Source organism: Glaciimonas sp. GG7 (assembly GCF_052976905.1).
This window is the reverse complement of record NZ_JBRIIQ010000074.1, coordinates 1-19,759: the sequence shown is the minus strand read 5'-3', so window position 1 is coordinate 19,759 and position 19,759 is coordinate 1. Positions and strand designations below refer to the sequence as shown.

The window sequence follows — 19,759 nt, the reverse complement described above, 5'->3', positions numbered from 1 at the left end:
GGCAGTCGGTGATAGCTTCTCTAAGCGCCCGGTTCATCGAGCACGAATCGATTGCCAGCCAGCATCTTCAGTTGCCGCGCCAATACTGGAGATTTTGTTTTATTAACTTCGTTAGCGAGATCAAACAAAATAGCAATGGCTGACGGCGTATTAAAGTCATCATTCATGGCCTCAGTTGTACGCACAGCGTACGATTCGTTTTCATCAAACGGCACTTCATCGGGTGACACTTCTTTTAATGCAGTGTAAAGACGCGTCAATGCTTGCTTTGCATCATCTAAATGACTATCTGCATAATTCAATTGACTACGATAATGCGCACGCAAAATAAAGAAACGCACCACTTCAGCATCATATTTTTTTAACACCTCACGTATTGTGAAAAAATTACCCAGAGATTTGGACATTTTTTCGTTATCTACGCGAATGAAGCCGTTATGCATCCAGTAATTAACGAATGTATGGCCAAACGCACCTTCCGACTGCGCAATTTCATTTTCATGATGCGGAAATTGCAAATCCTGACCACCACCATGAATATCAAATTGTTCACCCAATAAATGCTCAGCCATTGCAGAGCACTCAATATGCCACCCGGGCCGACCATGCCCCCATGGGGATGCCCACTTGACCTCTTCTGGCTCGGATTCCTTAGCTGCTTTCCAAAGCACAAAATCTAACGGGTCGCGTTTGCCAGTATTGACATCTACACGTTCGCCAGCACGTAAATCGTCGAGCGACTTACCCGATAACTTGCCATAACCAGCAAACTCCCGAACTGAGTAATTAACATCGCCATCACTGGCCTTATATGCCAAACCATTGTTTTCCAGCTTGCCTATCAAGGACAACATCTGCGGCACGTAATCTGTAGCGCGTGGCTCATAATCCGGTTTCTGTACGCCGAGCGCCTCTGCATCTTGATTCATGGCCTTAATAAACCGCGCTGTCAGTTGCGAGATAGTCTCGCCATTCTCAACTGCACGGCGAATGATCTTATCGTCGATATCCGTGATATTCCGAACATAAGTAACGTCCAGCCCTGTTTGCCGCAACCAACGTTGCACCATGTCAAACACCACCATCACCCTTGCGTGACCGAGATGGCAAAAATCGTAGACGGTCATGCCACATACATATATGCGTACTTTACCCGGCACAATTGGGGTGAACGGCTGCTTTTCGCGCGCCAGCGTGTTATATATTTTCAGGTTACTCATGGGATATACTGTTTCAGACACATACGGGTTCAGGCATCAATATTGCTTACTGTCACTAAGCTCCGTACGCTACCTTACGGTGAGTACGCCACGCTAGTGCAATGAACTGCCAAAACTCTTTTGTAATGCTTAGTTTGATAAAATGCTTCTTTTCGCCGAAGTATATCAAACAACCAGACAACCAAGCAGTGCGGAAAAGCAAAATCGCATTAATCACACTGCTCATCAAAAGGGACCTTTCATGCTACGTTTCAAGCAAAACATCATACTGGCTTCGCGCCGCACTTTTTTAAGCGTATTGACATCTTCGATTACTGTTATCTCTTTGTCTTGCGCATTTTCTAGCGCTCACGCCGCTGACATGCCGCATGTACTGTTAAAAACAAACAAAGGCGACATCGTTCTTGAGTTGAATGCTGAAAAAGCACCAAAGACCGTCAAAAGCTTTCTTAGTTATGTCAATACAGGTCACTACAACGGCACCATTTTTCATAGGGTCATTGATGGTTTCATGATCCAGGCTGGCGGCTTTGACAAAGATATGCACGAAAAATCCGCACCTAATAAAGTTGAAAACGAAGGCAAAAATGGCTTGCAAAACACTAAATACAGCATCGCTATGGCTCGCACCTCCGATCCGCAATCTGCAGCGGCCCAGTTTTTCATCAACGTCAAAGATAACCAATTCCTAAACTACCCAGGACAAGACGGTTATGGATATGCAGTATTTGGCAAAGTCATTAAGGGTATGGACGTCGTCGACGAGATAAAAGCAGTAAAAACTGGTGGGCAAGATGTACCCGTTCAGCAAATTATCATTGAATCCGCCACCATCGTGAAATAAATAATCTGCCTAAACAGATTGTTAACCACATTTATTAATACGCTGCAGCAAACATTATTTAAGTGATACTGCGCTCTATTGGCAGCATCACCTAATCACTGCCTTGCGCAAAAGAACCTCGCACCATTTTTATTATTAACTTACAAGGAATATTATGACTGTTATTTTGACAACTAATCACGGCGATATCACTATCGAATTGAACGCAGAAAAAGCACCGAAAACTGTCGAAAACTTTCTCACATATGTAAATTCCGGTCACTACAACGGCACTATATTCCATCGTGTTATTGATGGGTTCATGGTCCAGGGCGGCGGCTTTGAACCAGGCATGAAACAAAAGCCAACTAATGACAATGTCGAAAATGAGGCCAATAATGGATTGAAAAATGATCCTTACACATTGGCAATGGCACGCACTTCAGATCCACACTCGGCATCTGCACAATTTTTCATCAATATTAAAGGCAACAGCTTCCTCGACTATCCTGGTCAAGACGGTTGGGGTTATTGTGTATTCGGAAAAGTTACAGCCGGTATGGATGTCGTTGATAAAATCAAGGCTGTTAAAACTACGCGTACCGGCATGTTTGCCGATGTGCCAGTTAACGATGTCATTATCGAAAATGCCAAAGTAATTTAATTAAACACCGACCGAGCTCTACTAGCCGACTATGCCCGACACCACTTCACCTGCGCCAGTAAAGAAACCTGCAGTTGCACTTTTCATCTCGGATCTGCATCTGCAAGAATCACATTCGCGTACCACGCAAGCGTTTTACGATTTTTTGAAAATACATGCACGTAACGCGTCACAGTTGTACTTGCTGGGTGATTTATTCGAATATTGGGCCGGTGATGATGATCTGGAATCGCCTTACAACCGTGAAATTGCCAACGCAATTCGACAGGTTAGCGCGGCTGGAGTAAAGGTATATTGGATTGCAGGCAATCGAGATTTTTTAGTAGGAGATATCTTTGCACAAGCGGCTGGCCTAACTTTACTTCCGGATCCCTTCGTTGCCACAATTAGCGGTCACCGTTTGCTGTTGGCGCATGGCGACGCTCAATGTACTGATGATGTTGACTACATGGTATTTCGTGCTCAAGTACGACAACCACAATGGCAACAACAATTTCTTGCTTTACCTCTGCAGCAACGTAAGATCATCATCGCAAATGCCCGATCTGAAAGTCGCAAAGAACAACAGAATAAATCAATAGAAATAATGGATGTAAACCCGCGGGCTATTGCGATGCTATTTGCTGAAACTGGAACAGACACGCTCATTCATGGACATACTCATCGTCCAGCGCTACATAACTATGCTGTCGCTGACAAAACATTGAAACGGTATGTTTTACCCGACTGGGAATACGACGTTGTGAGACAACGTGGTGGCTGGATATCGATAGATGCTGACGGTATTATTCAACGCTTTGGATATGATGGAAAGGAGCTGATGTAGCTGTTCTTATCCCAGATTTATTTCTCATTACAATAAAAACATCATTGAGATTCTGCACCTTCCAATGAAAATTGACCTTACCAGACAACAACAGCAAAAAACTATGATGTTACACAGCGCGTTAATAATGATGATGTTGCGAAGATGTCGGACGCATTCTGTTTTAAAACTTTTAGTGTTGGAATAGGCGTCGATAAAATAGACGACAAGCAATTCAGTTGAATCGATCCAGACTTCCAAGAACGCGCGTTGTGCCGATACTCTGACTGTATAACGTATTCTGATGACTGCTCTTTTGCAACTTGCATTGCCACTATCAGATTTCGCAATATTGCATTAGTAGGGGCATGCAGTGCATGATGCTGATCTGCTTGCGCAATACCACTATCAACGTCACCACAACAAAACATAAGCCAAGAATTAAGAATGATTGTTCTGGTCGCCGAAGGATCGATTGCCAAGCATATATTAGAGGCCTCTAATGCCCCGTATAAATCACCTATCGAAAAAAGATGCAGCGCATGATAATAATGGACCTCTGGAGTCTGGGGGGCCAACAACAAAGCCTGTTGCAATAAAATATCGGCAGTACGATCATCACTCTGAAAACTGTTACACCTACTACGCAAAGCCAACGCTAATGGGTTACTTGGCTCGAAATTAAGTGCTTTATCAACAGCAGCTTCAATTTCATTAAGTGCCAAGTCTTGATCAACCAAACCAACAAAGGCAAGCGTCAAGTAAATTTCTGCCAGTGCGCACCACGATGGAACGTGCAAGGGATCAAGTGATAGACATTCGTGGAACTGGGAAAGCGCACGCTTCAGGCTTTGTGGAGTAAAGCACCGAAGATCACGCTTCCCGTTCAAGTAAGCCAAAGTCACATTAAGGGAGGTTTGTTGCGGAACCCCACTGCCCCACATTAATCCGGGAATGCAACGTGGTAATAACGCAGATAATTTATGTTGTAACGATATTACCCAACCACCCTGAGATAGCGCAACATTCTCACGATGTAGGACTGCGTGATCAATTGCCCGCACCAATTCGACCCTTAATACACTACAGCCTCCAGAAATAACAGGGTAGCCGGTTAAATAATAATCTGGAGCCATGTCTTTAATTAATGCGACAACTTCTGCCGCAGCATGACAACTCCTAGTTAAGGAGGATGGAAAAACTGTCAGTCCAAATGGACGAAAGTTTGACAAACTCTGCACGATAGAATCGTGGGCCGCAGATGCATCCTGATCAGAATCACCTAGCCGAAACGGCAACACTGCTAATTTACATCCGACAGGTTCCATAGTCCTGTCATAAATAACGCTTACTGGTTGAGCGAACCGATAACCTTGACCATACACACTTACGATGTAACGCTCATGGTTACTCTCCTTCAAAATGCGTCGCAAGACGTAAATACAACGCGTCAATGACTCTTCGCTGGCAAACTCACCCGGCCACACACGTTCCAGTAATGTATTTTTTGAGACGATTCCGCCAGCAACTTCTAGCAAAACAATCAACACGGCCCGTTCCTTTGGAGGTAGTGGTACCTCCTCTCCCTTATAAAACAAAATCGTATCGCTCAATATAAAATCACCAACGACAAACTGACGCTTCAAAGAAACATTCAATTTTGAATTAGTTTCTATATGAATAGAGGGTAAAGAAAATTTCGACATCGCAAACTCTTGAATGAACATATAGACATAGGCGAGGACGACAAACTTTTGACGATTGACATCCTGAAAGGGATCGTCTGTAAAAGCCGACTACAGACAATCCACAAATAGTATCAATCGAAGGCTACATTATGATATGAGAAAAGCCGCAATTTCAAACAAGACTATTCTTAAATTAGATAATAAAAAATAGAAAGTAATATTTCTATAAATAACACAATATATATTTATAAAAAATTTTCATAAATATAATTAAATTATATTAATTTAATTATATTTAACCAATACCTTTCGCCGCAACTAAACGTGAAGGCAAAACTTCTCTGCCAATATTCTTAAGAAATCGCTCACTCTCTTCTTTCTTGCATAACAAATCATCTATTAACTCATAGATATCCGCGACAATATCGACTTTCATCAATTCGCTTACATCAAACTCAATATCAAAAGTCGAACTTAATGTAAGGCACATTTCCATTAATTCGATAGAGTTTATATAAAATTTTTTAACTATACTATCTTGATTATGAATATTTTCTTTACTAACGCCAAAATACCAAGCAAGTAATGGACGTATTTTTTCTTCCAGTTCACGTTTTCTTGCAAGCATAGTTTTCATCTTTCAAAATTATTTGAATACTTCCAGTTTATTATAAATATTAATTTATAGAATATATATTTAACAAACATGATAGACATCCACATCATAAATATTTATTTTAGGAAAACATTCATTACAATTTAAAAATATACTTATAGATTAATAAATCCCAACTACTGGTACCGAACACTACATCGACAGTGAATCATACAGTATTGGAATACTCGACAATAAAGTTAAATAAATTAAATTATTGCTTTGAATATTTTGGTATCATTAAAAGAAAGTTTTTGGTTTGATTTAAGTAGTGCGGCAAGAAAAAATTGCGCTTTCTTACGCAATATCATATCTTGACTCCGCGTATATACCAATTCAAAACATTCTTTCGCCTTGTTAGTTTTATTCATAAACATATGACATTGTCCTGTGTAAAAAACAGATCGATAGTCACTATCATCTAATGCAAAAGCCAAAACGTAGAGCTCAATCGCCTTTTTAAATTGTTTCTTAAGCCGATATACTCCTGCAAGACCCATAATATATTGAGTATTATAAAAATCATAAATACACAAAAAATGAAAAAATTTTTCCGCTTCATCTAAACGCTCATTATCATAAATATCGTATTTATGAATATATAAACTATCCATCATTGCATTAGAAATTTCATGCAAACATTTAAGTGTAGCTTTGCCATTTTCATCCTTATAAATCAACTCCTTAAATAACTCTTCATCGCCTATATTTTCTATTTTCATAAGTGACTTCTTCATATAGTTTTCGTCTTTCATTACAATCTTAGAAAACCAATAAAGCCTCTCATCTAATGTAATTTTAAAACAATCTATTGATGCTCTATGGATAAATAATAATACTCACGAATATTATTTATCACCATTTATTGAATCGATAGATTGAAATATTTATATTAATAATACAATCACAATGCACTTCTTACTGACTAAAAATTTTATTAATTTAAAATTATACAATTACAATGCACGGGGAAATAAATATAGATACCGCAATTTTACTTTTGAAGTCAACGAATTACGAACCGGATCTAAAGGAACATTTTTTTACAAATTTATATCAATTGCGAAATATTAATATACTCCCCCGACAAAAGGATTACGGAGCTGAAATACAATAATAGAAGCTGATTAATTTTAAAAATTACATCAACTATTTCGTTCCAACTATCCTCTTATCATTTGACTATTTCTCTGAAAGTATCTGCTCGCTCCAGAAATCCCTCAAGAACCTCGGAAAATAGCTGAGCGCTCTGAAGGTAATAAGGATCTATTAATGCTTTAAGCTCCAGATTTCCCTGATTATTATCGAGACCTACATGATCTCCTCTAATATATGGAATTTTTTTCATTTGTTCGGTAAATAATGCCAATGAGCAACTATCGACCATGCTTTCACAATGCTCACTCAATCTGCACCATAAATAGATATCTCCATCGCTTTCACTTTCGATTTCCCGACCATTACCCCTTCCACTTACACTAACGTAAATAGTGGGCGACCAATGAAACTCTAGAGCGATTGTCGAATGGCCATCAAACTCACCAATCACACCTGCGTCGCATCCAATATGTAGTAATGCATCCCTGACTAGAACATCGATATCAACAGTAGTCATAAACTCTCTTTCAATTAAACAGATTTAATTATGTTGAACGAAATATGTTGAGTAATTTCGTTCAACAACTGTACCTTCCGGCTCACTCAAATGTGCCTATCTACACTTCTTGAACCGGTGCGCACTCACCGATACAAGCCCTAACATGCCCTTATTTCCATAGCGTGAAGCAATGAAATTATTCATAAACTAGACTTTGAATTGAAATAGTTTTGATTGATATTCCAAATTACTACGGTAATACTCCCCAATTCAGGCGATCGAAAATTCAAATCCGCTTCATCACAAGATTTGTAATGTCTGATAAACCACGTGGAGAAACACCTACCCGTCCTCTTACATCGGAAGAAAAATGTGACGCGGAGGCGTAGCCGTGCTTTAACGCAACCTCCGTAACAGACCCCCCCCCGTTTGTGATATCCAATAACGACCGCGCCATGCGCCAGCTTTTTAGCTCAGCCTTTACTGGTCCGCCAAGGGCACGATGACATAAGCGACGAAAATGAGAATAAGAGACGCCGTACCGTTTAGCTAATACGCCCAAACTTTCTCCATCATTCGAATGGGATAATAGAAACCGCACTAGTAAATAACATTCCATGCGGCGTAGTAGCCCTGAAATAAGCGCTGCTGCAGGAGTAACATTGAAGAGCAAATCTAAAAACCAACGCTCGGTCGAACATCGATCTTCCAGTACGCTAACGCCTTCAGCATGAATTGAGACGATACCGGGATCGCGCGTAGTTTTTTCCTCAATGCCTTGATGGTCATCCATAAACGCCTGTAGTTTGGCTAGCACAGCCAGATCGCCCGCCTTCCAGATCGTGCATCCTTCAGTCACGGTAAATGGCATGCGATCAAGCAATATGACACCGCGCCAGCCGGGTGAAAATGCATAACTCCAATCACGCTTGCCAGCAGCAGCACGCAATACCAATCCCTCGCTACCAACTTCTAACGCGGATATTCCCTGCCCGAATACAAAATTTGGCATGGCTGTCCCTGACATATTTGTTGGCAACTGAAACACTACACTTTTTTCTTTTGAAGTCCCCATTTCTTGCGCCTTGTTAAACATCAATGGCGACTTTAAGAGAATTAAGAGAAACAATCCCGATGTAAATATGATGATGTATGCAGTCGGCAAGATGACTGTATGGTGTTATGGGACACGACTTGACGAGCTGATAGATCGCTCCAAAAATAGCTTGTGCCGTTATAAAGGCGATGAGTGAAAGCGAACGCCTCACTGGAAAGTCGTATCCTTGAAAAATCTTGTAAATCAGATTACAACATCTAAAATTATCAAATATAAATGTATTTTTAGATACTAAAAATATATTCATACATAAAGTAGCAAGCATCATAAAAGTAATATGCGCAGGCTTTTTAATCCTGATTTTTTAACGCAACGTTAACTTGACGGAGAACACCATGTACAGACGGGATTTCATACTGAAAACGGGAGTGTTTGCGGTAGCTAGCATCATCGCCGCAGGCTGTACTACGACCACGCCGTCCAATGCAAACTCAGACCAAGGGAAGCGCCGCCGTGAAATTGATACGGGCATCGATACAACTTTAGCGCGTCTATACACGGCGGCACCCGGCTCACATGAACTTGTCGCAAAATCACGTGGAGTATTGGTGTTTCCATCGGTCATTGCCGCTGGCCTGTGGATTGGGGGGCAGTACGGCGAAGGCGCGTTACGTACTGGCAATACGACAGTGGGTTATTACAGTACCGCGTCTGCATCTATCGGATTACAAATCGGTGCACAATCTAAAGCACTCGTCTTCTTGTTCATGACACAAGAAGCATTAGAAAAATTTCACAATAATAACGGTTGGGCGGTCGGCGGCGATGCGTCCGTTGCCGTACTGAAAATCGGTGCCAACGGCAATATTGATACTAGTACGGTTACAGCCTCTGTGTTGGCCTTTGTATTAACCAATAGTGGTTTGATGGCAAATCTGACTTTGGAAGGCACCAAAGTATCGCGTCTCAATATATAAGCTATTTACTCCTTTGAAAAAATACAACATCGAAAACGGTTTAGGGATAATTAAAACTTAAAATGAAAAAAGCTCACGAACTCTGTTGAGTTGTGAGCTTTGAGCACATAGACCTTAATCTATGCGTTATAAATCCGAGTTTAAGGATTTTGAATGTTTGACGCTTGCTTGCCTTTAGGGCCTTGCATGATATCAAACTGGACTTTTTGTCCTTCTTTGAGTGTCTTGAAACCACCCATTTGAATTGCTGAGAAATGGGCAAACAAATCCTCACCACCGTCATCCGGGGTGATAAAGCCAAAGCCTTTGGAGTCGTTAAACCACTTGACGGTACCTGTTGTCATAATGCGTCTTTCAAAAAAAACATCACACGAGCTGAGAAGAAAAAGCTGCATCTACTTAAACATGCGATCTTTACCTAAGCTGCTCACTTAACAATTATCAATATCAATCGTAAAAATCATCATCATTAACTCAGTTACCCGTAGAAAAAAATCAGATTCCATTAACACGACGTTTTCAGATCATGAAGTATCTGATTGCGCCTGTTTTACGATTGATACCGAAAATATGCTGCGTTTCCAGATAGGAAACCCATTAGTATCATCTCCAAAACATGGAAAGAATACTATCGGGGATTAGTGTTTTTTGTATAGGCGAATACCTGATCTTTCACATAGATATTGGGCTACATTATGATGGTTAGGGGCCATCGGCTTAATAATGATGAATTTACCGAATAAACTTTGATAACGATGATATCGCCACGCGATCATTCAAATTGACGTTTGAATTCTGCAAACCGGGTAGCTAACTCTTCAACTTGTCCACGCAGACTAACGATCTCTTCCGTCAATGAGGCAATACGATCCTCACGATCACCTTTATAAATAGATACGCTTGAAAGTGCCTCAACCTGCTGATCCAATATAGCTTGACCAGTCAGCAATTGTGAATATCGCGACTCCTTAATGCCCGGTCCTTTGTTCAGACGTGCAACTAGCGGTGGATACTTATCTATCAGAAATTGCAATGCAGTTTCCACCTCAGTTACCGAGGCAAATTCATACTGGCGGGCGCAACGCGTACGCAATTCACCAGCCGTCTGAATGCCGCGCAACATCAAGGTCGTTAAAACTGCCAACTTGTCCTGCTCAAGCGTCCATTTTGGTCGCATGCGATGCTCGTATTTAGCAACCCGCGCTCCGGCCTGATTAACCTCGGTCACCAACTTTCGCTGCATAAGCCGCTGCAATACATCCAGCACTGTCGATTCAGAGATCGACATCACAGGATCACGACTAGATAACTGGTTACAACCGTTGACGAGGGTGTTTAATGACAACGGATAATTATCCGGCGTTAATGCTTCTTTTTCTGCCAATACCGCCAGTACGCGAATCTCAAATAGATCAAACATAGCGCTCTCGCCATCCGATGGAGAACTTGTTTCGGACACCATTATTTAGCCTCGTTTAAGAATATATTTTTGTAGTTAGCGCCTGCAATCAGGTTATTCAACCAATTTATTGAGCTCATCAGGATCGAACTTATCCCGCGGCGGCAAACTGTCACAACAAATGCCGGCAGACTTTAATAACGCCACAATACGAGCAATCTGATGTTCTTGTGCAGCCGCATTATCGATCAATCCGTGCAATGCTTTAGATAATGGATCATCGCCATTCGGGGTAACGCCATAGGCGGCAAACATACGCGCCGCAGCCTCCTCTTGCGCACCATCCGTTTTCTTTTCAATAATGCGCGCAGGATTACCAACAGCGGTTGCACCAGGCGGGACCTCTTTCACCACCACTGCATTGGACCCCACTTTAGCGCCTTCTCCGACAGTAAAACTTCCCAGTATCTTTGCACCGGCACCAATAATCACTCCGCGCGCCAAGGTTGGATGGCGCTTGATACCTTTACCAAGCGAGGTTCCACCCAAGGTTACACCTTGATAAATAGTGCAATCATCGCCCACTTCGGCAGTCTCGCCGATGACCACGCCAAAACCATGATCAATAAATACCCGTCGGCCTATCGTTGCACCGGGATGAATTTCAATACCGGTAAGTATTCGCGCAATGTGGGAAATAAAGCGTCCCACCAATTTCAAATTATGCTGCCAACAATATTTGGCTCCGCGATGCATGACGATGGCATGCAAACCTGGGTAACAACACAGGACTTCCCAAGTAGTACGTGCGGCAGGATCTCGGGCCATGATATTGGCGATGTCTTCACGAATGCGACTGAACATATAAACTAACTGATTGGGGCTAAGGTGGGCTGGGATATTGCCGGGCAATAACGCATAAACGAGGCGTCATATTAAGCCAAAAGCGCGTAGCCGTCTTTTGTTCGAATGGAATGACAATTTCCTGCTTGATCGCATCACGCAAAACCCATTCGGGCTTACTGAGTCGCAGTGCAAAACACACTCAACATGGACCAATTTTTCTGAGAATTTTTAACTAGTTTAGTAGCACCGATAAAGTGCTGTTCGCATTGCAGGGCGCAAACGTAACCATCACGATGGCCCCACCGTGCATGCAATCAATACAACTTACATACCTTTAACAAGACGCTGGCGCCGCGCTTCATATAAACAGACACCCGATGCCACTGAGACGTTCAGGCTTTCAACCGAACCGAACATCGGCACATGCACCAATACGTCGCAAGTTTCACGAGTTAGCCGGCGCATGCCCTCACCTTCAGAGCCCATGATCAAGGCTGCAGGACCGGAGAAATCAGCTTCATACAAGCTTTTTTCGCCATCTTCCGTCGTGCCGATCAACAAAATATTGCGCTCTTTTAGCTCACGCAAGGTCCGCGCAAGATTGGTAACGGTAATGTACGGAATCGTTTCAGCAGCACCACTGGCAACCTTGGCCGCCGTTGCGTTTAAACCTACGGCACGGTCTTTTGGTGCGATCACAGCATGCGCGCCGACGCCATCGGCAACCCGCAAACAGGCTCCCAGATTATGTGGATCGGTGATGCCGTCTAACACCAGCAACAATGGTGGACCATCGATTGCGTCAAGCAATTCATCGAGATTACGTGCCAGCGATAATTCACCCGCTTTTGCAACCACACCTTGATGGCGACGCGTACCGACTATATTGGCCAAGCGCTGATCGTCAACCGGAATCACGCGAACGCCAGCAGCTTTAGCGTTACTGAGCAACTCTTTCATACGGCCATCGACGCGGCTGGCGTCGACATAAATTTCCTCGACCGAAGAAGCTTCGTGACGCAGACGTGAGGTGACGGCGTGAAAGCCGAATATCATTTTACTTTTCATGTTCTATCTTTTTTTCTTGCTTGATTTGGCGAAGGTCTTTGGCTCGCGGGGTTTTTCCATCGTCACGGCAACTTTGGCTTTTTTAGGCTTAGTTACCTTGGCTTTGGTTATGCTTGCACCGACCTTACTGGTTTTGTTGACTTTAGTTGCAGGGACGCGATTTGCCGGTGTTGTATCGACTTTCGACTTTGGCTTCTTGCTACGCGACTTTTCGTGCTCGCTATCGGCACGCCGCGCTTCATTTTTCAAGACTGTCTTGATGCCCGGCTCAGTCACCAGACGCAGATCGATTTTGCGTGCATCCAGATCAACCCGACTGACCTGCACCGTCACGCGATCGGTCAATTGATAACGCTTGCCGGTACGCTCGCCACGCAATTCATGACGGGCCTCGTCGTATTGGAAATAATCCGCGCCCAGCTCAGTGACATGCACCAAACCCTCGATATACAACGCATCGAGCTGTACAAAGATGCCGAAAGTAGCCACGCTGGAAATCGTGCCCGTGAACTCTTCGCCTAGCTTGTCACGGATGAAATAGCATTTAAGCCAGGCCTCAACATCGCGTGAAGCCTCGTCCGCACGGCGCTCATTGGCCGAGCAATGAACGCCCAGCGCCTCCCAAATTGCCAGACTGCCTTCATTTTTCTTTTTGCCCGCAGCTTTGTCTTCTGCCTGCTTACGACGACCAGCCGGCGACAGCGTAGTATTAAAGCCACCGATATCGAGCCCTTTTGGCTCATAGCGCTTGCCTAGCAAAATCGCCTTGATCGCACGATGCGTCAACAAATCGGGATAGCGTCGGATCGGGCTGGTGAAATGGGCGTAATGCTCATAGGACAAACCGAAATGACCAATATTTTCCGGGTTGTAGACCGCCTGCTGCATCGAACGCAAGAGCATGGTTTGCAACAACAACGCATCCGGCCGTGCCTTGATCTTCGGCATCAGCGCAGCATAGTCAGAGGCCGATGGCGTATCACCACCCGCCAGTGTCAAGCCGACTTGCTTGAGGAATGTGCGTAAAACCGCCAGCTTTTCCTTGGTCGGACTAGCATGAATACGATACAGACCCGGATGCTTGTGACGCTCTAACAAATCGGCTGCGCAAACGTTAGCAGCCAGCATGCATTCTTCAATCAATCGATGCGCATCATTACGCGTACGCGGCAGAATTTTTTCAATCTTGCCGGCAGGATTACAGACGATATAGGTTTCCGTGGTTTCGAAATCAATCGCACCGCGCGCCTGACGTGCCTGCAACAAGGCTTGAAACACGTCATACAAATGCGATAAATGCGGCACTAATTCAGGACGTTTAGCCGCTTCCGGACCTTTGGTGTTACCAAGAATGGCAGCAACCTCAGTGTAAGTCAGGCGAGCCGCTGAATGGATCACCGCAGGATAAAACTGATAGGCCTTAATTTCGCCTTTGGCAGTAATCACGGCATCGCACACCAGCGTCAGACGGTCGACATCAGGATTCAATGAACACAAACCGTTCGACAATTTTTCCGGCAGCATCGGGATCACCCGGCGCGGGAAATAGACCGAAGTGCTACGTTCGAGCGCATCAACATCAAGCGCATCGTTCGGTTTGACGTAATGACTGACATCAGCGATGGCGACGATCAGACGGTAGCCGTTGCTGCGACCAATCTTGACCGGCTCGCAATACACCGCATCATCGAAATCCCGCGCATCTTCGCCATCGATAGTGACCAGCGGAACGTCGCGTAAATCAACGCGCTCGTTCAAATCCGCATCAACGACCACACTTGGCAATCTTGAGGCCGACTTCTGTGCCGCAGCAGAGAACTCATGGGGAACACCGAACTTACGCACAGCAATTTCGATCTCCATACCGGGATCGTCAATATCACCCAAAATTTCAGCAATTTTGCCGACCGGTTGGGTAAACCGCGATGGCTGCTCAGTCAACTCAACGCTCACGACCTGCCCGGCTTTCGCCTTGCCCGGCGACCCACTCAGAATAATGTCCTGGCTGATCCGCTTGTCCTCTGGTGCGACCACCCAGACGCCATTTTCATTGAGCAGACGACCGATAACGTGCGTATTGGCGCGCGTGACGACTTCTACAATGGAGCCTTCCGGACGGCCACGACGGTCGGTACCGATAATGCGCGCCTTAACGCGATCACCATTGAGCACCTTCTGCATTTCTTTTTCTGGCAGAAACACATCGCCACCGCCATCATCAGGAATCAAAAAGCCGAACCCGTCGCGATGGCTACTTACGCGGCCTTCGATAAAATCCGGTGAATTGGTCAGTTTGTAGATGCCAGCACGATCCGGCTTGATTTGCCCGTCTCGATCCATTGCGTTGAGGCGGCGCGTCAACCCTTCCATTTCATCGGGTTTAACGCCCAGCGCTGCGGCAAGTGCGGCAATGTTTTGCGGTTCTGAAGAGGTCCGCAGAAGGCCGAGAATTTCCTCCCGGCTAGGGATGGTGTAGGAGTATTGGCTCAAGAGGCGTGTTGGGGAAGTTGTTATGAAGAAAGGCTAGGTGAATGCGACAAATCTAAGCGCAGCAAAGAAGAAAAATAGCCCATAGTGTAACGGAGGATGACGACATTCTCCTAGTTAGCAACTTTTTAATTCGCAACATATTTCATCAAACTTCGGCATCCTATTCTGTAAGTTGACTTATCGTAGCTTTCATCTATACTCTTCGTCTTGGCAAGATTTAGGCCAAGGCTTAATTTTTGAAAAGCCCACGTGGCGGAATTGGTAGACGCGCATGGTTCAGGTCCATGTGCCTTCGGGTGTGGGGGTTCGAGTCCCTCCGTGGGCACCAGGTAATACTGGTGCAATTAATAGAAAAACCGCATAAACATCAATGTTTATGCGGTTTTTTTATTGTTTGCTAACCAAGTGCAAATAAATAGCGTTCTGTTACGCGGACCTGCTTTAGACCGATATTGAATATGAGGTTCCCTCGATATTTGGATTCCTGTAATTGCATATTCGTCATCACTAAGGCCATATCCAAAGTCGCATTGCTTTGCTCAATACGTGCTAAACGCCAATTCTCATAGAGCAATTTATCAATCCGCTGTCATTTCTTTTCGAAGAGAATATAAGTAACGCACTTGCAGCGAATTAGAACTGGCTTGAGCTGGTGTTTGGATCTCTGTCATCGCTTCAGATACAGACCCATCGGTACTCGGATATAGCGCAGTGCCATTAGAAGGGAGATCGCTTTGCTTGATCAGTTCCGAACGTTCCATGAGATTTGAAGGCGGCAATGTACAAATAGTAATAAATGGCGTTTCGTCTAGCGGGTCTAGCGACACTGTATATGGGGTCGGCCTTAATAGCATATTCATCCTCTTTAAGGCCTCATCCATAGATGCATAGCTCAAATTTTTATGGAACGATTTATCAATCAGCACTATCGCTTCTTTTTCTGGAAGAGAATTTACCTCACGCGCTAGCAGCGATATGTAGGGTGTTCGTATTAAATAACCATCCGATGGTGTATTGTGCGCTTCCACTAAATTTGCCTTGAAACGGGATGATGTACCCGACCTTGCCGTCGCATAAGAATATGATGGGCATTGAAATGAGGGTGACAAAATGGGAGGCATGATAGGGATCCATGGATAAAGTAAGGAAACACGAACTATACAAACCATTCCAATTTCCACATTCCAAAAAATGCCCATAAGCAAGCATCCATCACCCCCGCAATCAAGCTGCCGACGGAACATCTTTAATCATCAATATTTCCCCACTCTTTCATTGACCAGCATATCTAAATGCACGTATTATTCGTCCTTCGCAATTGCGGGTAGCCTTAAACAGCTAGCAGCAATAAGCCCACGTGGCGGAATTGGTAGACGCGCATGGTTCAGGTCCATGTGCCTTCGGGTGTGGGGGTTCGAGTCCCTCCGTGGGCACCAAGTAGTATTGGTGCAATAAAATAGAAAAACCGCATAAACATCAATGTTTATGCGGTTTTTTTTGTCTGAAATATTGCCATTGAAATTACCGCATAAAGCGCATTGCTGACTATTCTGCAAATCAAAACCTGACCAAAACAAAACGCAGCGGAGAATCTCCCAAGAGACTCCCAACTGCGCTCAGTACAACACTCAAACAAGCCTTACTTCATCGTCGGCATTCCAAACTCCGCCCCGGCCGCAATCGTCGCCGGCCAGCGCTGCGTCACCGCTTTTTGCTTCGTATAAAAACGCACCGATTCCGGACCATGCGCGTGATGATCGCCGAACAAACTGCGCTTCCAGCCACCAAAACTATGGAACGCCATCGGTACAGGAATCGGCACATTCACACCCACCATGCCGACTTGCACTCTGGACGTATATTCACGCGCAGTATTACCGTCGCGGGTAAAGATCGCCGTCCCGTTACCAAATTCATGCCCATTCACCAGTTCCAACGCAGCCGCAAAGTCCGGCACGCGCACGATGCACAACACTGGTCCGAAAATTTCTTCCTGATAAATTTTCATGTCAGCGCTGACGTGATCGAATAACGTGCCGCCGAGGAAGAAACCATTCTCATGTCCAGGCACCGTAATACTGCGCCCATCCACAGCCAGCGTTGCGCCAGCTGCAATCCCGTCGTTAATATAGCCAAGAATTTTATCTTTGTGAATCTGAGTCACGACCGGGCCCATTTCAGCCTCCAAATCCATACCCTGATTAATCCGCAATTCACGTACCCGGGGGATCAAGGCTGCGACCAGCTTGTCTGCTACATCGCCGACCGCAACAGCAACCGAGATCGCCATGCAACGCTCACCGGCAGAGCCATAACCAGCGCCCATCAAGGCGTCGACGGTCTGATGCAAATCCGCATCCGGCATCACCACCATATGATTCTTAGCACCGCCCAGCGCTTGAACGCGCTTACCTTTGGCGCAGCCGGTGGCATAAATATATTCAGCAATCGGGGTTGATCCGACAAAGCTGACGGCTTTAACGTCCGGATGATCCAGAATCGCGTCAACCGCCACTTTATCGCCCTGCACCACATTAAAGACGCCATCGGGTAAACCGGCTTCTTTCAACAGTTCGGCCAACAGCAAACTGGCCGATGGATCACGCTCAGACGGCTTCAATACAAAGGTATTACCGCAGGCAATCGCCATCGGGAACATCCACATCGGCACCATCACCGGAAAGTTAAATGGCGTGATTCCTGCACATACGCCCAAAGGCTGGCGCATGGTCCAGGCATCAATACCATTGCTAATCTGCTCGGTATACTCACCCTTGAGCATCTGCGGAATACCGGTCGAAAACTCGGCAACTTCGATCCCACGCGTAACTTCGCCCTTAGCATCAGTAAACACTTTGCCATGCTCGCTGGTGATTAACGCTGCCAACCGGTCATGGTTCTGATCGAGTAACTCTTTAAACTTAAACATGATCCGGGCACGGCGCAGCGGCGGCAATGCAGACCAGGCAGGAAATGCTGCCTTAGCCGCAGCGACGGCTGCATCCACCTCGGACACGGACGCCAGACCAACCTTGGCGCTCACCGCACCGGTAGCAGGATTAAACACATCGCTGGACCGTTCGCCCTGCGAGGCAACGTGCTGATTGTTAATGAAATGCCCCAATACAGTGGGCTTAGATGAATGCTGCAAAGACATAATAATTAACCTCGAAAGTAAATAACAAATGTATTCAGTGGACTCAATGGACTCAGTGGTCCTGACTGCTAAGCGAGTAAGTGCGCGCATAAGCGCACTAGACTTCGCCCTTGAAGGCAACTAACGGTTGGCTAGCGCGGCATCAACCAATCATGCGCCGGATCATTCTTAAAATGCCAGGTTCGCTTCGGACCTGCCATCACATTGAGGTAATAGCAATCGTACCCATGGGGCGCAACTACTGGATGATAACCTTTTGGCACCATCACCACATCATGATTTTCAACCGCCATCGCCACATCTAGCGAACGATCATCGGTGTATACACGTTGAAACGCAAAACCCTGCGACGGATTGATCCGATGATAATAAGTTTCTTCCAGTGAACTTTCATCCGGAATGTTGTCGGTATCGTGTTTATGCGGTGGATAGCTTGAAGAGTGCCCGCCCGGCGTAATGACTTCAACCACCAGCAAATGATCCGCCGCAGCGGTTTGCGGCAAAATATCGCACACATACCGAGTATTGCTACCCTGCCCGCGCACTGACCTTTTAGCGCTGACCGGTTCGATCAACCTTGCCGCCAGATCGCTATGACCCGGCGCGCTGCAAACGGCAATTTCTACATCGCCATGCGCCACGATACTCACGGCATTGCCATGCGGCACATACACTGAATACGGCGAAGCATCATCAAAGACACTATTGCGCTCACCGATCTCGGCCCATAGTTCGTCCCCGGCGCGCACACTGACCACACCACGCAACACAACGATGCAGCATTCACGCGTACCGGTATCAAAGTCGAGATGCTCGTTGCGGCTGAGTCGATAAGCCGCAAAGCCAACATAGTTCCAGCCTGCCGATTCTGGCGTCACCGTTACAATTTCGCGTCCTTCTTGTCGACCTTTGACTAACAGATTCATACAGCCTCCGCTATTTCAACAATACTCCCAGCCTCAATTCCTTGCACCAACGCTGCCAAATGCCGATAGCCCATTTCCGCATATTGATAACTGGGCGCTACCGCCGGATCTTGCTCGGCTTCGACTACCAGCCAGCCTTGATAATCATGCGCATACAACACCAGCAACAATGCCGCGAAATCAATCCCGCCGTCACCCGGTACGGTGAACGCGCCGTTAATCACGGATTGCAGAAAACTCCAGTTGCCATTGCGCGCCAGCTTCATCACCGCCGGGCGCACATCCTTGCAATGCACGTGCGAGATGCGCGCAATATGTTTGGTCAGCACCGCCAACATCGATTCGTGCTCGATGAACCGGGCGCTTAGAGAAGCTATCACCGACTGC

The 19,759-nt window shown here is 45.4% G+C and carries 18 protein-coding genes, 2 tRNA genes and 1 pseudogene; 6 read left to right on the top strand and 15 right to left on the bottom strand.

What is annotated here, in order from left to right; all coding sequences use genetic code 11:
* Positions 1–53 precede the first annotated feature (53 nt).
* Positions 54–1,220 (bottom strand): annotated as a pseudogene (cysS, locus tag ACVBEF_RS15615) (cysteine--tRNA ligase); the annotation flags it as partial.
* A gap of 241 nt (positions 1,221–1,461) precedes the next feature.
* Here cysS and ACVBEF_RS15610 point away from each other — a divergent pair.
* The 3 genes from ACVBEF_RS15610 (at position 1,462) to ACVBEF_RS15600 (ending at position 3,533) form a co-directional block, all read left to right on the top strand.
* On the top strand, positions 1,462–2,064 hold the full coding sequence (locus ACVBEF_RS15610) for a peptidylprolyl isomerase (RefSeq protein ID WP_447124854.1): 603 nt from the start codon (positions 1,462–1,464) through the stop codon (positions 2,062–2,064).
* 154 nt (positions 2,065–2,218) lie between these two features.
* Entirely contained in the window at positions 2,219–2,707 is a 489-nt protein-coding gene (locus ACVBEF_RS15605; protein ID WP_447124853.1) for a peptidylprolyl isomerase, read from the top strand.
* Between the two features lie 31 nt (positions 2,708–2,738).
* Positions 2,739–3,533: a UDP-2,3-diacylglucosamine diphosphatase gene (locus tag ACVBEF_RS15600; protein WP_447124852.1), complete on the top strand. Its 795-nt coding sequence runs from the start codon at positions 2,739–2,741 to the stop codon at positions 3,531–3,533.
* A gap of 101 nt (positions 3,534–3,634) precedes the next feature.
* Here ACVBEF_RS15600 and ACVBEF_RS15595 read toward each other — a convergent pair whose 3' ends face one another.
* From ACVBEF_RS15595 to ACVBEF_RS15575, 5 genes are all read right to left on the bottom strand, one after another.
* Entirely contained in the window at positions 3,635–5,218 is a 1,584-nt protein-coding gene (locus tag ACVBEF_RS15595) for a winged helix-turn-helix domain-containing protein (protein WP_447124851.1), read from the bottom strand.
* A 277-nt stretch (positions 5,219–5,495) separates the two neighbouring features.
* Positions 5,496–5,828, bottom strand: coding sequence for an acyl carrier protein (locus ACVBEF_RS15590; protein ID WP_447124850.1), 333 nt, complete (start codon positions 5,826–5,828; stop codon positions 5,496–5,498).
* A gap of 236 nt (positions 5,829–6,064) precedes the next feature.
* On the bottom strand, positions 6,065–6,577 hold the full coding sequence (gene sicA, locus ACVBEF_RS15585) for a type III secretion system translocator chaperone SicA (protein ID WP_447124849.1): 513 nt from the start codon (positions 6,575–6,577) through the stop codon (positions 6,065–6,067).
* Between the two features lie 452 nt (positions 6,578–7,029).
* Complete coding sequence (locus tag ACVBEF_RS15580; RefSeq protein ID WP_447124848.1) at positions 7,030–7,470, bottom strand: InvB/SpaK family type III secretion system chaperone; 441 nt, start codon at positions 7,468–7,470, stop codon at positions 7,030–7,032.
* A 268-nt stretch (positions 7,471–7,738) separates the two neighbouring features.
* Positions 7,739–8,548 (bottom strand): helix-turn-helix domain-containing protein, encoded by an 810-nt coding sequence (locus ACVBEF_RS15575; RefSeq protein ID WP_447124847.1) that lies wholly within the window; start codon positions 8,546–8,548, stop codon positions 7,739–7,741.
* A 356-nt stretch (positions 8,549–8,904) separates the two neighbouring features.
* Between ACVBEF_RS15575 and ACVBEF_RS15570 the strand changes: the two genes are divergently transcribed.
* The gene (locus ACVBEF_RS15570; RefSeq protein WP_447124846.1) at positions 8,905–9,486 is read left to right on the top strand and encodes a BPSL1445 family SYLF domain-containing lipoprotein; all 582 of its coding nucleotides are present in this window, start codon (positions 8,905–8,907) and stop codon (positions 9,484–9,486) included.
* A gap of 140 nt (positions 9,487–9,626) precedes the next feature.
* Here the strand turns inward: ACVBEF_RS15570 and ACVBEF_RS15565 are convergent, their stop codons facing one another.
* The 5 genes from ACVBEF_RS15565 to rnr all read right to left on the bottom strand — a co-directional run bounded on the left by ACVBEF_RS15565 (position 9,627) and on the right by rnr (position 15,289).
* Positions 9,627–9,830 (bottom strand): cold-shock protein, encoded by a 204-nt coding sequence (locus ACVBEF_RS15565; protein WP_108439523.1) that lies wholly within the window; start codon positions 9,828–9,830, stop codon positions 9,627–9,629.
* Positions 9,831–10,258: 428 nt separating this feature from the next.
* The gene (locus ACVBEF_RS15560) at positions 10,259–10,948 is read right to left on the bottom strand and encodes a YceH family protein (protein WP_447124845.1); all 690 of its coding nucleotides are present in this window, start codon (positions 10,946–10,948) and stop codon (positions 10,259–10,261) included.
* Positions 10,949–10,999: 51 nt separating this feature from the next.
* Positions 11,000–11,749: a serine O-acetyltransferase gene (gene cysE, locus ACVBEF_RS15555; protein WP_447124844.1), complete on the bottom strand. Its 750-nt coding sequence runs from the start codon at positions 11,747–11,749 to the stop codon at positions 11,000–11,002.
* Between the two features lie 306 nt (positions 11,750–12,055).
* Positions 12,056–12,799 (bottom strand): 23S rRNA (guanosine(2251)-2'-O)-methyltransferase RlmB, encoded by a 744-nt coding sequence (rlmB, locus tag ACVBEF_RS15550; protein WP_447124843.1) that lies wholly within the window; start codon positions 12,797–12,799, stop codon positions 12,056–12,058.
* 3 nt (positions 12,800–12,802) lie between these two features.
* Positions 12,803–15,289: a ribonuclease R gene (rnr, locus tag ACVBEF_RS15545; protein ID WP_447124842.1), complete on the bottom strand. Its 2,487-nt coding sequence runs from the start codon at positions 15,287–15,289 to the stop codon at positions 12,803–12,805.
* A 243-nt stretch (positions 15,290–15,532) separates the two neighbouring features.
* Here rnr and ACVBEF_RS15540 point away from each other — a divergent pair.
* Positions 15,533–15,617 (top strand) — tRNA-Leu (locus ACVBEF_RS15540).
* Between the two features lie 250 nt (positions 15,618–15,867).
* Here the strand turns inward: ACVBEF_RS15540 and ACVBEF_RS15535 are convergent.
* Positions 15,868–16,317, bottom strand: a complete 450-nt coding sequence (locus ACVBEF_RS15535) for a hypothetical protein (RefSeq protein ID WP_447124841.1) — start codon at positions 16,315–16,317, stop codon at positions 15,868–15,870.
* A gap of 323 nt (positions 16,318–16,640) precedes the next feature.
* Here ACVBEF_RS15535 and ACVBEF_RS15530 point away from each other — a divergent pair.
* Positions 16,641–16,725 (top strand) — tRNA-Leu (locus ACVBEF_RS15530).
* A gap of 203 nt (positions 16,726–16,928) precedes the next feature.
* Here ACVBEF_RS15530 and ACVBEF_RS15525 read toward each other — a convergent pair.
* The 3 genes from ACVBEF_RS15525 to ACVBEF_RS15515 form a co-directional block, all read right to left on the bottom strand.
* Complete coding sequence (locus tag ACVBEF_RS15525) at positions 16,929–18,446, bottom strand: CoA-acylating methylmalonate-semialdehyde dehydrogenase (protein ID WP_447124840.1); 1,518 nt, start codon at positions 18,444–18,446, stop codon at positions 16,929–16,931.
* 131 nt (positions 18,447–18,577) lie between these two features.
* Complete coding sequence (gene iolB / locus ACVBEF_RS15520) at positions 18,578–19,372, bottom strand: 5-deoxy-glucuronate isomerase (protein WP_447124839.1); 795 nt, start codon at positions 19,370–19,372, stop codon at positions 18,578–18,580.
* On the bottom strand, positions 19,369–19,759 hold a 391-nt coding region (locus tag ACVBEF_RS15515; protein ID WP_447124838.1), incomplete at its 5' end, for a TIM barrel protein. The genes ACVBEF_RS15515 and iolB, both read right to left, overlap by 4 nt.

Coding starts and splice junctions, on each gene's coding strand:
- ACVBEF_RS15610 (WP_447124854.1), top strand. CDS start 1,462: ATGCTACGTTTCAAGCAAAACATCATACTGGCTTCGCGCCGCACTTTT.
- ACVBEF_RS15605 (WP_447124853.1), top strand. CDS start 2,219: ATGACTGTTATTTTGACAACTAATCACGGCGATATCACTATCGAATTG.
- ACVBEF_RS15600 (WP_447124852.1), top strand. CDS start 2,739: ATGCCCGACACCACTTCACCTGCGCCAGTAAAGAAACCTGCAGTTGCA.
- ACVBEF_RS15595 (WP_447124851.1), bottom strand. CDS start 5,218: ATGTCGAAATTTTCTTTACCCTCTATTCATATAGAAACTAATTCAAAA.
- ACVBEF_RS15590 (WP_447124850.1), bottom strand. CDS start 5,828: ATGCTTGCAAGAAAACGTGAACTGGAAGAAAAAATACGTCCATTACTT.
- sicA (WP_447124849.1), bottom strand. CDS start 6,577: ATGAAAATAGAAAATATAGGCGATGAAGAGTTATTTAAGGAGTTGATT.
- ACVBEF_RS15580 (WP_447124848.1), bottom strand. CDS start 7,470: ATGACTACTGTTGATATCGATGTTCTAGTCAGGGATGCATTACTACAT.
- ACVBEF_RS15575 (WP_447124847.1), bottom strand. CDS start 8,548: ATGTTTAACAAGGCGCAAGAAATGGGGACTTCAAAAGAAAAAAGTGTA.
- ACVBEF_RS15570 (WP_447124846.1), top strand. CDS start 8,905: ATGTACAGACGGGATTTCATACTGAAAACGGGAGTGTTTGCGGTAGCT.
- ACVBEF_RS15565 (WP_108439523.1), bottom strand. CDS start 9,830: ATGACAACAGGTACCGTCAAGTGGTTTAACGACTCCAAAGGCTTTGGC.
- ACVBEF_RS15560 (WP_447124845.1), bottom strand. CDS start 10,948: ATGGTGTCCGAAACAAGTTCTCCATCGGATGGCGAGAGCGCTATGTTT.
- cysE (WP_447124844.1), bottom strand. CDS start 11,749: ATGTTCAGTCGCATTCGTGAAGACATCGCCAATATCATGGCCCGAGAT.
- rlmB (WP_447124843.1), bottom strand. CDS start 12,799: ATGAAAAGTAAAATGATATTCGGCTTTCACGCCGTCACCTCACGTCTG.
- ACVBEF_RS15525 (WP_447124840.1), bottom strand. CDS start 18,446: ATGTCTTTGCAGCATTCATCTAAGCCCACTGTATTGGGGCATTTCATT.
- iolB (WP_447124839.1), bottom strand. CDS start 19,372: ATGAATCTGTTAGTCAAAGGTCGACAAGAAGGACGCGAAATTGTAACG.